Annotated in this window: 11 protein-coding genes; 2 read left to right on the forward strand and 9 right to left on the reverse strand. The window is 32.9% G+C overall.

The window, feature by feature from the left end:
* Positions 1–38: 38 nt before the first annotated feature.
* The 9 genes from OA93_RS05440 to OA93_RS05480 form a co-directional block, all read right to left on the reverse strand.
* A complete protein-coding gene (locus OA93_RS05440) occupies positions 39–890 on the reverse strand; it encodes a T9SS type A sorting domain-containing protein (RefSeq protein ID WP_039112107.1) in 852 nt (283 codons plus the stop codon).
* 72 nt (positions 891–962) lie between these two features.
* On the reverse strand, positions 963–2,264 hold the full coding sequence (locus tag OA93_RS05445; protein WP_039112108.1) for a hypothetical protein: 1,302 nt from the start codon (positions 2,262–2,264) through the stop codon (positions 963–965).
* Positions 2,265–2,733: 469 nt separating this feature from the next.
* A complete protein-coding gene (locus tag OA93_RS05450) occupies positions 2,734–4,035 on the reverse strand; it encodes a hypothetical protein (RefSeq protein ID WP_039112109.1) in 1,302 nt (433 codons plus the stop codon).
* Between the two features lie 94 nt (positions 4,036–4,129).
* Positions 4,130–7,360: a TonB-dependent receptor gene (locus OA93_RS05455; RefSeq protein WP_039112110.1), complete on the reverse strand. Its 3,231-nt coding sequence runs from the start codon at positions 7,358–7,360 to the stop codon at positions 4,130–4,132.
* A 173-nt stretch (positions 7,361–7,533) separates the two neighbouring features.
* Positions 7,534–8,382, reverse strand: a complete 849-nt coding sequence (locus OA93_RS05460) for a FecR domain-containing protein (RefSeq protein ID WP_039112111.1) — start codon at positions 8,380–8,382, stop codon at positions 7,534–7,536.
* A 226-nt stretch (positions 8,383–8,608) separates the two neighbouring features.
* A complete protein-coding gene (locus tag OA93_RS05465) occupies positions 8,609–9,187 on the reverse strand; it encodes a sigma-70 family RNA polymerase sigma factor (RefSeq protein ID WP_039112112.1) in 579 nt (192 codons plus the stop codon).
* A gap of 207 nt (positions 9,188–9,394) precedes the next feature.
* The gene (locus OA93_RS05470; protein ID WP_039112113.1) at positions 9,395–9,991 is read right to left on the reverse strand and encodes a hypothetical protein; all 597 of its coding nucleotides are present in this window, start codon (positions 9,989–9,991) and stop codon (positions 9,395–9,397) included.
* Positions 9,988–10,611, reverse strand: a complete 624-nt coding sequence (locus tag OA93_RS05475) for a hypothetical protein (protein WP_039112114.1) — start codon at positions 10,609–10,611, stop codon at positions 9,988–9,990. The genes OA93_RS05470 and OA93_RS05475 overlap by 4 nt, the downstream gene beginning before the upstream one ends.
* Positions 10,612–10,838: 227 nt before the next feature.
* Positions 10,839–12,050, reverse strand: a complete 1,212-nt coding sequence (locus tag OA93_RS05480) for an MFS transporter (protein ID WP_240474680.1) — start codon at positions 12,048–12,050, stop codon at positions 10,839–10,841.
* Between the two features lie 96 nt (positions 12,051–12,146).
* Between OA93_RS05480 and OA93_RS05485 the strand changes: the two genes are divergently transcribed.
* Positions 12,147–12,917 carry an AraC family transcriptional regulator gene (locus OA93_RS05485; protein ID WP_039112115.1) on the forward strand — a complete coding sequence of 257 codons (771 nt, stop codon included), beginning with the start codon at positions 12,147–12,149 and terminating at the stop codon, positions 12,915–12,917.
* A gap of 181 nt (positions 12,918–13,098) precedes the next feature.
* Complete coding sequence (locus OA93_RS05490; RefSeq protein ID WP_039112116.1) at positions 13,099–14,172, forward strand: BamA/TamA family outer membrane protein; 1,074 nt, start codon at positions 13,099–13,101, stop codon at positions 14,170–14,172.
* Positions 14,173–14,528 lie beyond the last annotated feature (356 nt).

The following is a 14,528-nucleotide window of genomic DNA, read 5'->3' on the forward strand; positions in this document are numbered from 1 at the left end:
CTCTGTTTATCTGAAAAGCGTGAAAACTTTATCTAATATTATTTTTTAATGAATTTTAATTTTTTAGAAATGTTGTTATTGCTTACTAAAAGAAAATAAACACCTTGTGATAAATTATCAACTGCTATACCTTCTTCTTTGTATGGTGATGCTGCAACTAATATTCCGCTTGTATTATAAATTTTTAAAGTTGTTTTTTCATTCTTAAATTCTTCTCCTAATTCTAATTGTAAATTTTCCTGAACTGGGTTTTGTTTTAATTTGCAAACCTGTGCTTTTAATTCTGCTTCATCTACACCTAGTAATGATTGTGCAGTAACCGATATTTTATCAATTTCATATCCTATAAAACCAACCGCAGGGTTATTTGCTAAAGCAATATATACTGCTGGTTTACCTACAAATTGCGAAATATCTACTATATAATCTTTAAATTCTGCATCTTCAACCGTTGATCTGTTTAAGGTTACTGTACCTATAAGTGTAAAAGTTGCTGGGTCAGGAGAAGTAGATCCATATACAAATAAATCCTGATTGCCATCATAAATACTTGTTTGCGCATTTAGAACCAAGGAAATTTTTCCTGAATAAAAGGAAACATCTATAGCAGGAGATATAGCCAAATTGTCTTCATTAGTTTCTAATTGTCCTCCTGTTACAAAATCGATATTATAAGTTGCTAAAACATCAATAGTACCATCTACTCCACCTAAAGCATTATCCCATTTTAAATTTTTTTTGGCTTTCCAATTACTTCCATTTCCGTCTTTGTCCAATAAAGTCCAGTCTGAAGCATCAGCATCATCAAAATCATCTTCCCAAATTGTATATTGAGCAAATGATGTCCCTGTAACCATGATAAGTAATAATAAAAGTAGATTTTTTTTCATTTTTTTAGTTTTTTAAAAACATGGGCAGTTTAATACTGCCCATGTAGAGTTTTAATAATTAACCTAATGCAATTAAAAATTTGCAAACTTTGTCCAAGTACCAGTCCAGTTAGATTCAGTTTTGAATGCACCTGTATTACCTGTAAAGTTTAACGTTCCATCATTAAAGAATGGTTGGCTAAGAGCCCATTTTGTAGCTGGATCTGCTATAGAAGTACTTGTACCTGCACCAGTAATAGTTGTTCCTACTGGTAATAATGGGTTATCAAATCCGTGGATTGATATTCTTAAGTACGAAGAACCAGTTGGAACTGAAGGAGATTCCCAGTTGATACCTCTGTTGTATCCTGTAACTGTAACATCAGTAAGGCTTATGTTACCTGCTCTACGTACGTGAATAGCGTTTTCGTATAAATCTGCTACTGTATTAGAGCTAACTCCGATAATTGATAATTGAGAAATAACAGGACGTGTAATAATTGGAGTAATTGCTCCTGTAGCATTGTTGTCTAATTCTATACCATTAGAATCTGGTTTTCCTCCGCTTAAACTGTGAGTTGAATTACTATCAGCAATAGCAATAGCTTTTGTGATCTTTCCAGTGTAACCAAAATCGAAATCGAAGTTGTCATCATCTGGTGCAAATGAAACTAAGTGACTAGCATCTACTTTACCACCAAAGAATTCAAATGAATCATCTTTACCGTATGATACCTGGATGTGATCAACTACAGTTCCGCTACCTACTCCAGCAAGTGTAAGACCGTTAATTTCAACATCTGTATCTAAGATACGTCCTGCAAATTCGATACGTACATAGTTTAAAGCACCTGCACTATGAGCATTATTTGTACCTCCGTAATAGAATTCAGCAAAATTTGACTGATCGTCTAAACCTTCAACGATATTAGTAACTGAACCAGTGTTAACTTCTGCATCTCCTAAAAGTACTATACCTCCAAAATCTCCAGGAAGTGCTGTAGTATTTGCATTACCATCTAATAAATTATAGCTTGTAAAAACTACTGGAGCAGTTGCAGTTCCCTGCGCATCGATTTGTCCAGTTTTTGTAATTACAAGTACTCCTGTAGCTACACCAGCAGCAAGTGGTTTAGCTTTAATATAAGTACCTGCCTGTATAGTAAGTTTAGCACCGCCCTTTACAGTAATAACTCCATCAATTTCCCATACTCTGTCGTTTGTCCAAGTAGTATTGGTTGTTATAGCACCACTTACCGTTTGAACTGCTGCTGGATATCCTGTGTAATCTGCTCCAGAAGCTTTCATAGAAAAAGAAGAATCTGTAGATGAATCATCATTTTGGCAAGAGCTCACAACTAGAGCTACCATTGCGAATAGAAAAAATTTTTTCATAAATAATTTAATTATTGCTATATTTGCCGCTATTACAATCTAGGCCTTTGGAGAGAGCAGCAAAATATCTTTCCTCAGGTCTTTCTCTTTTTTGGTAAAGATTTTTTTATAATTTCCCCGCTTTACCATCGGATTTTGTACCTACTATTTACTTCTTTTGCTCTTAGGATTTTTTACCGCAACAAAAGGTTATCTTTCCATTCTTTTAAAATTTTATTATCCAAAATTGTAAAAGACCTTATTAAGTATTTCGTTATTTTTTGTGCTTAATGCATTAAAGCAAAAAATCAAATTCAATACTTACAACTACTTATATTAGATTTTGAAAAACCAAAATATCATGCCAGATTTTATTGTTAACGGTTTCTTAATATTCAGTGATTTTAATGTAATACTCTACTTTATATTGTGAATTATAATTAATTGACAATGAGTGTATTAATAATTCGTAAGAATACTTTTTATGAAATTAAAAATTTACAAACTTGGTCCAAGTGTTTGTCCAGACAGCTTCTGTTTTAAATGCTCCTGTTGCGCCTGCAAAATTTAATGTTCCATTGTTAAAGAAAGGCTGTAGAAGGTTCCATTTTGTAGCTGGATCTACTACAGAAGTACTAGAACCTATGCCGGGAATAGTTGTTCCTACTGGCAATATTGGATTATCAAATCCGTGGATAGAAATTCTTAAATAAGAAGAATTGCTAGGAACTGAAGGAGATTCCCAGTTAATACCTCTGTTGTATCCTGTAACGGTAACATCTGTAAGGCTTATTTCTCCTAATCGACGCACATGTATAGCGTTTTCGTATAAATCTGCTACTGTATTAGAGCTAACTCCAATAATAGACATTTGTGAAATAACCGGACGTGTAATAAGCGCTGTAGCTTGACCATTTGGATTGTTATCTAATTCGATTCCATTAGAATCAGGTTTTCCACCACTTTGACTCAGATAAGTATCACTGTTGGCAATTGCAATTGCTTTTATGATTTTTCCTGTATATCCCAAATTAAAATCAAAATTATCATCATAAGCTGCAAAAGCGACTAAATGACTTGCATTTACCGTTCCTCCAAAAAATTCAAAATTATCATCTTTGGAATAAGATACCTGAACATGATCTACTATAGTACTGCTGCCTACCCCTGCAAAAGTCAATGCACTTAATCCTAAATTTTCATCTAAAAGTCTTCCTGCAAATTCGATTCGTACATAATTTAAAGCTCCTGAATTGTGTAAATCATTTGTTCCTCCATAATAAAAATCAGCCGAAATAGGTTGGTCATTTAGTCCTTCGACAATATTTGTAGTAGAGAAATTATTAATTCTAGCATCTCCTAATAGTATTACACCTCCAAAATCACCAGGAAGTGCTGTAGTATTTGCATTGCCATCTAATAAATTATAACTTGTAAAAATTACCGGAGCTGTTGCTGTTCCCTGTACATCAATTCTCCCTGTTTTAGTAATAAGGAGTATTCCTGTTGCTACATAACTACCTAAAAATTTTGCTTTAATAAATGTACCTGCTTCAATGGTTAAAATTGCTCCATTTTTTACAGTAACTATTCCGCTAATTTCCCACACTCTGTCGTTTGTCCAAGTAGTATTGGTTGTAATAGCGCCACTTACTGTTTGCACCGTTGCTGGATATCCTGTATAATCTGCTTCAGAAGCTTTCATAGAAAATGAAGAATCAACAGCAGAATCATCCTTTTGGCAAGAGCTCACCGATAGAGCTACCATTGCACATAAAAGTAGTTTTTTCATAAAAGTATATTTATTAGATATTTGCCGCTCTTAAAATCAAACCTTAGAAAGAGCAGCAAAATATCTTTCTTTAATTTTTATATAAAAACCTCACTTAAAACGAATAATTAACTGATACGCTTATTGTTCTGCCGCTCCATGCTTTAAAAATAACCTGATCTATATCTTCGTCGTATTTCTTTGTAGCATTGGCTCCCAGACTAAATTGATCTCTTGGATTAGAGCCATTAGGAACTTCTTCTATATGCGAATAACTGTTTGCATTATTATAGGTTTGGATCCCTATATCAAACATGTTTTTCATACTGCATTTTACTTCCAGATTTTTTTCTTTAAAAAACTTATAACTTACCTGAGCATCTGTTACAGAATAAGGCATTCTGATTTCTTCTTTAGAATAATCAAATCCTACCAAAATATATTGATCTCCAATAGCATTGTGTCTTATGCTAAATCCCATTCTATCCCCCACATAATCCAATCCTAAATTATAGGTATAAGGTGATTGTCCGTAAAGTGGTCTATTAGCCTCATAGAGTCCGCCTTCACCATCTAAACGCACGTATGAAGTTACTTTTGTATTATTAAAAGAAGCATTTCCTGAGATGAATAATTTTTCTAAAATTGGTCCTTCTCCTAAAAAAGTAAGATTTTTATAAAATTCTGCTTCTATCCCCCAAAGCTTGGCATTATAAGAATTAAGATTATAAATAATACCAGAGTTTCCGTTTATAGTTCCGATAGATTCTATAGGATCATCGATGTTTTTATGGTAAACTCCAAAGGATAATACTTCTCCTCCTGATGGAAACCACTCTAGTTTTAAATCATAATTATTAGAGACACTAGAAATCATTCCTGCCGACCAGTTAAGAATCTTGGCTGAGCGAATAGGATCATAATATGGTGTACCAACTCGTTCTGCAAATTGCGGACGCAAAACAGATTTGTTGTACCCTACTCTAACATTCATTTTATTGGTTGGACTGATTGTTAAACTAGCCGATGGTAAAAATTGCCATTTTTTGTCTTCTTTTTTTAAGATGAAAACATCCGGAGTTTCAAGCTGATTTGATACTTCATCGTAAATGTAACTTTCGGCTCTGGCTCCCCAAACTAATCTTATATAACTACCTATTTTATTATCGAGCATTAAATAAGGGGAATGGACTTTTACATTTCCTTCGTATTTATCTCCATATTTACCATAATCTTCCCAACCAAAACCTCCATAATAATATTTTGATCCGTTTAGAAACTCCGAAAGTGGCTCATAAATAAAGGCTCTATTTGCTGTACCTTGTCCTACAGCTACTAATTTGGCCGATTTTTGCTGATTTGTTGCCGTTTTGTATGTTCCGAAATAACCTGCTTTAATATCATTTTTGCTTATTTCGCCAAGATCAAAAGAATAATCCAGATTGATTGCCCAGTTGTAATCCGTTTCATCATTGGTATAATTATCTCTACTAAAAGGGAATCTTCCGCCACTATTATAAGCTTCATGATAAACCAATTCATCATCTCCTACTTTCTTGCGGTATGTTTCTAGAAAAGTAGCGTCTTTTGTATCTTTAGTCAAATTACTAAAAGCTGCATACCAGTTGATTTCTAATTTATCAAAACGATGATTTCCTTCTATTTTATTTTGGATAAAAGTTTGATAAACAGGATAACTAGTTTCGGTTGTACTAGGAAGATCTGATCCATCTAAAATTTCAGGAATCGCATCGCCTTTATCCCAACCCGTAATTTGATTTAACTGATTGTTATAAATATGCATAGCGGTATTACGGGAAGTAATTTTATGATTCCCGAGCTGAATTGCTGCATTAAACATTCCTCCCAAAGTGGAATTGTAATTGTAATTTGCTCCTGAGTTTTTAAAACCAAATTTTTCAAAAATAGAATATTGTTTTCCTCCTGTTCCTTCTTGAGAAAACCGTGTATTAGTATGGAATCTACCTCTTTCTGTGTGTTCTATCTCTAATTTTTCTTGTGTATTTTTAAAAAGTAATGAACCTACAAATCCCCATTTATTATTGTCTTTTAGGTTATAAGATCGTCCCAAGGCAAATTGTAATGTAGTTCCTGGTGCCCCATACGTTTTGTAGGTAGTAAAATTATCCTCGGTAAATTTTTTAGACTGTTCTATAAATGGTCCAGATGTGGCTTGATTTATTGGTACTTCTAGTGGTAACATATCAGGATAATCACGTCTTCCATCATCAAAACCTAGATAATCATAATCTCCTTCTTGTTTGGTAAGTCTTTCTTTAAATGCGCTTCGGCTGTTATATGATGTACTTACCGAAAAACTTGTAAAATCTTCTTTAGGAATATCTTTTGTTTTTATCTCGACATATCCTCCTGCAAAATTGGCATACATATCTGGTGTTGCCGATTTACTTACTACAATACTCTCTACCATAGCAGTTGGGATAATATCAAAAGAGAAATTTTGTTGATAAGCATCTGTACTTGGTAACGTGATTCCGTCCATAACGGCTTGGTTCCAACGTTCTCCCATAGAGCGAACTACAACATATTTATTATCAATTGTTGTTACACCCGTAATACGTTTAAGCGAACTACCAACATCTTTATCTGGTGTTCTTGCTATTTGTTCTGCAGAAATTCCATCAGAGAATTGTGCTGCTTTTTTTTGTTGCAATAACATTCCCTGAACAGATGCTGTTGCTTGTTTGTAGTTTTGTATAATTACTACTTCATCTAGAGATTGTGCGTCTTCTTTTAAGGAAACGACCAAAGGAGTCTCACCGCCCTCGGTAACTTTTACGCCAGTAATTTTTTGTGATTGAAACGATATTACACTAATTTCTACAGTGTATTCACCAGGCTCAAGTTCTGCTACATAATTTCCGTCTATGTCTGATTGTACGCCTAAATTGGCTTCGATAACTTTTATATTAGCTCCTGGCAGCGAAAGTCCGTTTACATCAACAACTTTACCTACGATTTTCCCCTTCTTTTTTTTTTTGCTCGCGTCTTTCCTGTTTACGGCTATATTATTTTCATTTCTTCTGAAATTTAGATTTGTCTGATTTTGTAAATCATTTAAAATTTCATCAATTGTAACATTTTCTTTTTTTAGTGTAACTAATGGTAAGCTTAGATCTAAATCTTTTTGATAAATGAATTGATATGGTGTTCTGGATTTTAAATTATCAATAATTTTTTGTGGTGTAGAGTTTTTAAAATCAACCGAAACTGTTCCGGTTTGTGAGTAAATAATGTTTGTTCCGAAGAATAATCCGAAAAACAAAATCCAAATGGCAAATTGCCTGGAGTAATCATTGTTCATAATTGATAATTGTTAGTTTGTTATTGGTATTTTTTTTTAAGATGAAATTTTGGGTTAATATTTTTATAAAATTTTAATGGTTCCCTAGCAGCTAGCCATTAAATCCCCTTTTTTTGATTTAATGCTGCTGTATTCTTTTTATTAAAGCGTATTGTGAAAAATCTATAGAACGATTACCTACTAATGAGATAGGCATCTTTATCAGTCGATCTGATTTTAATTTCTAGAGCAAAAGCAATAGTTTGGAGCATTTCGTAAAATCCTTGTCGGGTATCGAGAGTTCCCTCTATTTTAAGATTTTTCAGATTTTCATCCAGATAATTTACAGTAAAATTATGGTCGAGTTTTAGTTTCTCTATAACTTGTGCGAGGGTTAATCCATCTACATAAATTAAAACCTTTTTCCATTCTGGTTCAAGTAAAGTAGTTTTTTGCTTTTCTATTTTTGCGTCAGCATTATTATAGATCGCCTTATCCCCTCTTACCAGGAAAACAACATTTTCATTACTTTCCACTTTTACCTTTCCAGTCCTTACATTTACCTGAGGTTCCTTGTTAGTATAAGAACTAATATTAAAGGATGTACCAAGAACAGTTGTTTTTATAGCACCCGAAGTAATTACAAAAGGTCGTGATACATCTCTTTTTACTTCAAAAAAAGCTTCACCTGTAAGTTTTACTGCTCTTTCATTTTCGGCAAATTCAGTTGGATATTCTATTAAAGTGTTTTGGTTTAGCCATACGCGAGTTCCATCAGGTAAACATATCAGGCGTATATCTTTGCTAAATGTTTTTGTAGAAGTAATTGCGATTGCCTTATTATGCGATGGCGCAAAAAACTGATATCCGGTAAAAGACATGATTATTACTGCACACGCTGCTGCAACCCAATTATAAAAGCTTTTGTATTTATTAATTGTAACGTTCTGAATGTTATCCCACATTCGGGATGTAATTTGGTCAGGAAGAATACCTCTATTTGGTATTGCGTTCCATTCTTCTTTTAATCTTTTAGATTTCATTACAATTAAGTTTACTATTGAAAATTATACATGAATTTTATCAATTCAATTACATTAGATTCCTAGTCGGGTAAATATCATGGGGTGATATTACTATTAACGTTTTCTTAATCTAAGTAACCATTTGAGGGGTGTTTATTTGATGGTAAAAAACAGAAAAATTCAAAAACAAAAGAAAAAAAGAGCTGGTAACAAGTATTGTATAGGGAGAAAATCTGAAATTGTATTATACCATCAAACTTGGTTGACTTATAAAGAATAAAGCAAACCAGTACAGTTCATGATTGTGTACTGAATTCTTTTTAAGAAATTGTAAGGTCTTAGAGATTTGGTTAGCAACGGCGCTTGGCGACATATCCATCTCTACGGCAATTTCTTTATAACTAAGGTCTTCAAATTTATGGAGATTGAAGATTTTCCTTCTTTTAGGAGGGATTTTATTTAGGAGATATTCTATTTTTTCAAGCTTGGAGCTTATATCATCTTCTGTTTCGGATGCACTATCGAGTTCTTTAATTAACTGGTCATTTTCTACAGAAAAGATTCTGTTTTGTTTTTTATACCATTTCGAAATTTCCTGTTTTGAGCTTTTAAATAGGATGGCTTCCATACTTACATTTGGATCTAGTTTGGTTCTATATTTCCAAAGATGTATGAATACGTTTTGTGTCACATCTTCAGAATCTGCAAGCTGCGACGTATATTTTTTTATAAAACAAAAAACTTTATAATGATATAGATCATAAATTTCTTTGAAGCAGGAATCATCTCCCTCTCTTAACCTTATTACTAAATTAGAACTCATATTGTAATTTTAAATCGTTAAAGAAGACCCTTACAAAAGTAAGATTAAACCTTTATCAATATTTTTGTGGTTTAGTCATTTAATAATTTATTAATATTACACTATGTCTGTTTTATAGTTTTATCCTGAATTGTTTACTTATTTAATTACAGCAACTATTGAAACAAAAAAAAGAGCCACCATTTTAGGATGACTCTTTGTATCGCATTAATTAAAAGAGATGTATGACGAAGAAGGCAGCGGAAATATATCTTTATCTAAAATGACATTTGCATTAAATAGAGATACTAATTTTGCTGTATCGAGTGTGGTGCTTAATTGGGAATCATCCAGATGATTAAAGGTTGTTTCTAGAAAATTACAAAGTCCTATTACTTTTATTATAGCAGTACGGTTCTCGTTTTGAAATCCCATTTCTATAATCAAAGCAAAATAAGATTCCCATAATCTCTCTTTGTTTTCCAGATAAGAATCACTTATTAAGTATCTTGAAAAATCATCTACATTAGTATCAAAAAATAGGCAGGTTTGCTCTATTATTTTAGTAAAATCGGTCTCTTTATTTAAGACATTATAAAATGATTTGAATTTGCCTATATTTCCTTGTAGCTCGTTTGGGTTAAATATATATTGTAACTCATAAGGTGCAACACCTTCAATATAGGCTATCGCTTCATTTTGTATTTGTTCCCTATGCCCTTTCATTTTTAATGCAGCTAATTTAGCAAGGAATGAAAAATTGGCGGAGTCTTTAGCAAAAGGCTTGTACTGAAAAAAATCAAAAGTTTTTATTTCTCTATTCATTGTTTGTTTATGTTTTCTAAATTAAAATAGAATGGTGTAGAATTATTACCTGGTCCACCACCTGTCATTACGATATCTGCGCTAGTAATACCAAAAAGATTGATTTGTGAATTAATCTGAGAGATTATAGCAGAATCTAATATATCTCCTTCTTCTATTTCAGGTACAACACCTATAAAAAGTCTTGGATAAAATTCAAAAACGGCTTTATCTCCCGGCTTCAAGTTTGTTTTTGTAGCAATTAATCTATTGTTTCTGTAACAGTTTGCATCGATTATTCCAGATGGAAGTGCATTTTTGATTTCTATTTGACTAAGATTTGTAGCTGGTTTTGATGCAACTCTCAGTACGCTGCCAGAGTTATCCATGACCATTTCATACGCTGTTCCTTCATAAGTGTAAAACATGGGAGTAAAATTACCGTATGAATCACAAGCAGATACTTCATAACCCATCGAAAATGTAAAAGGATGATTATCTAGTTTAGCACTGTTTTCTATTACTTTCCAGGCAATAGCAGTTTTTTCAAATTCCTGAGCAGCATTTTGTTGAAAAATAACGACATTATTGTTCTTTGCATCATTAGATTTATTGATGAAATTCAATTTAATTTTGTCCATTATCATAATAATTTAGGGGGTTGAACTTTCCTTTTTTATATACTTTGATAATATTTGGTTTATGGATTTTTAATTTATCTACAATTTAAAACGAAAATTTAAATATCGATACCGTATTTATACCTATTTTTTAAGTGTTAAATTCATACAAATAATGATGTTTATGGACATAAAAAAACAGGCATTAATTGCCTGTTTTAAACTTAAATAAGTAGTTGGGTTTTGTTTTATTCTTGATTTATTATTCTGTTTCTTGCTGCCTTAAGTCCAACAAAAAGCATTATTACAACTATGATTAAAAGGAAATATAAAGATAAGTTCCAGTTGTTTCCGTACTCATATAAACTACCAAATATAGGAGGGCCAAATGCGGCTAATAAATAACCTACCGATTGTGCCATACCAGATATTCTTGTTGCTGTGTGACTATCTGCAGTACGAAGTACAAAAAACATCATTGACAGACTGAATGATAATCCTGAGGATATTCCGAAAAGAATAACTGCAGTATAAATATATTGCAACTGAAAGAATAGTATAAGTAAAACGCTAATAAACATTCCTGCGGCAACAACAAAAATTAAGCTTTTCTGGTTAGTCAGTTTAGATGCTATAATTGGTCCAAGGAATGTTAAAGGCAACATTGCCATTTGCATGAAAGACAAAACCCATCCGCTTTCTTCTTTTACCATACCATAACCCTGCAATAGCATTGGTAACCAAGTTACAATCGAATAATACATTAATGATTGAAGCCCCATAAATACACTAATTTGCCATGCTAGTGGTGATTTAAAGATGTTTAAATTACTCTTTACAATTCCAACTTTCTCTATGTTTTCTGTTCTTTTTAATGCGATTGGCAACCATATTAAAAAAGAAAATACAGCAATCCAAATCCATAATCCCAAAGAACCTTTCCAGCCAAGACCGCTTAATTTACCAATAGCTATACTAAATCCAGAAGCTAGAGCTGCCGTAAGATTCATCGATACAGAATAGAAACCGATAACCATTCCGGATTTATTAGGAAATGTTTTTTTGATATATCCAGGTACCAAAACATTTCCGATACATATTGCGATACCTAATATAGCCGATCCTAGAAATAGTGAAACTACTGTACCCATTACTCTTATGTATAATCCTGCGATTAAAAGTGCTATCGAGAAAAGCAGAAACTTCTCTAGACTCAGTTTTTTAGATAATTGCCCAACAAGTATAGATAGGAATGCAAATGCCATTAACGGAATGGTTGTAAGAAGTCCTGCCTCACTGTTTGATAGATTTAGTGATTTACTAATCTCTGTTAATACTGGCCCAAGAGCCGTTAATGGCGCTCGTAATGTAGAGGCAACAAATAATATCCCAACGAATGGCAGTAAGATTCCGAAACAAAATCCAGTGTTACTTTTCCAGTCTTTTTTATGCATATTCATAATATTTTTTTTCTTCTGCAAATTTACAATGTGTATTATAATTAAATTTGCCAGATGTTTAATCTAAAACGACAAAAGTAATTTGTGTGATGTATTATGAAGAATCATGAATTAGTAGACAGAATTGCCAAGAAAGCCTATGTTTGGTTTGAAGATAATTGGGTACATGATACCGATGAGCACTCTCATAAAAGAGCGCAACTTGTTTATGTAGAGAAAGGTTTTCAATACCTGCATGTGGCTGGACGTATTTATCTCTTGCCTCAAAATCATGCTGCATGGATTCCCTCTAACCTATCTCACAGAACTACTGCTGTTTCTGAAGATATAAATTTGAGAACCATTTTTTATTCTGTCAAAGAGGAAGATAATTTTTATGATAAACTAAGAATTTTTTCTGTTCCTCCTGTGCTTCGGGAGATTATATCTTATTCTTCTAAATGGAGTAAAAAAGAAGCCTATTCGGTGGAGGAAGAAGCTTTTCTGAATGCTATTTTTGTAGAATTACCAAGTTTTTTTAAAGATGCAATTGCTTTAAATGTAGTAATCCCAAATGATGAACGTTTATTACAAATAAGTAACTTTATTATAGATAATATCGGGAATGATCTACAGGTTAGCACAATTGCCGAAAACAATAATATGTCGTTAAGATCTCTGGAAAGAGTATTTAAGAAAGAAACAACAATTACAATTTCTAAGTACATTCAGTTTGTACGCATTATAAAAGGTGTTGAGTTTTTAAGCACCGGAAAATATACCGTATCTCAAGTAGCTTATCTTGTAGGTTACAAAAGTATACAAGCATTTAGTTCTAGCTTTTTTCAGATACTGAATAAAAGACCTAATGAGTTTTTAGGAGTTTAATAATCAATATAATATAGAATATTAGGTTCTGTTAATATATGCCTTTGCTGCTTTAAAAAAAATAATTTATCTTTAAGTTTTATCAAGCATAAAATTATTTGCTTGGACTAAGAATGCCCCCATTTGCATACCCTCTGGAATACATTAAATAGTTTATACAGTAACTTAAAATAAATCCAAAATGCATAAAATATTACCTACTATAATGCTGTTTTTATTTTGTTTATGTGCATCGTCTCAAACAAAACCAGCCGATAGCACTGCTAAAACTAAGGCAAGTCCCAAGAATATCGATTTTAATGTAATGCCTTATCTTAATTATAATAGAACGCTAGATTTTATGTTTGGTGCTATTCCTATGATGATGTACAAACTCAATAAAGCCGATACTATTTCTCCTAAATCGCTCTCGGGTATATCGGCAGTTTATACGACCAATAAATCCTATTTTGTAGCTTCTTTTAATAAATGGTATTTTAATGAAGATAAGTGGCGTGCACAATTTATTTTTATAACAGGAAATCAAAATGCTCAGTTTTATGTAGATGATATCGACACGCCTGACTTTTATGATTATTCAACCAAAAAAACTGTTGCCGCGATGACTATTCAGCGTAAAGTGGTTAAGGCATTATATGCTGGTATTGGCTATTCGTATGCGCATTACGATACAAATTATGAAGATGATATACAACCATCTTCTGTTACTCAAACAAATGGTTTGCAGCTAAATATGATGTATGATACTCGTGACGCTGTTTATTATCCTACCAAAGGTGATAAAGTAAAATTGCGTTGGATTGGTTATCCCACGTGGGTTGATAATGATGTCAGTGCCAATAAAATTCTTTCAGAGTACAATAAATACTTTCCTATGCGAAGCGGAACCGATGTACTAGCAGCTCGTTTTTCGGGTAAGTTTGGTTTAGGGAATATTTCTTTTGAGCAGCAAGTAACTATTGGCGGTGAGGATATTAGAGGATATTCAGAAGGGAAATACCGTGGTGACGGACTAATGGCTTTACAAGCGGAATACCGTTATAATTTTAATAAAAAAATGGGTCTTGTTGGTTTTGCTGGCGTAGCAACTATTTATGGTTCTGATACCTCCGATTTTAATTGGAATTTATACCCTGGTGCAGGAATTGGCTATCGCTACAGAGCCTTTAAACACGAGAAATTTAATGTTGGCTTGGATGCAGCTGTTGGAAAAGGCGATTGGGGACTTTATTTCCGAATCGGTGAAGCTTTTTAAATTAATTATTAGTTACTAAGGTTCTAAGTTACTAAGCTTCTGAGGTCGTAGCTTGTATAGTTTAACCGCAAACTTGTCTTTCTGAGGAACGAAGATACGAGCGATAGCGAACTGGCGAAGCAATCTCCGCGAGTAGCTCGACAATCTAAGAATGAATCTAAAAAAATGAGCATTTAGTCTATTTTATATATAGAGTATTTACTCTATGTCAAATGCAAGCCCATTATTAAAATTTTAATATTTTCCCCTCTATTCTTGAGCTACTCGCGGAGACCCTTCCTTCGTCAGGGAGACAAGATTGGGGATACATTGTGGTTAAAATTAATCTTGGTCTCTTCTTTTTTTCAACCTTTGAG

The sequence above is a fragment of the Flavobacterium sp. KMS genome (assembly GCF_000813005.1).
In the GTDB taxonomy this organism is placed as follows: Bacteria; Bacteroidota; Bacteroidia; order Flavobacteriales; family Flavobacteriaceae; genus Flavobacterium.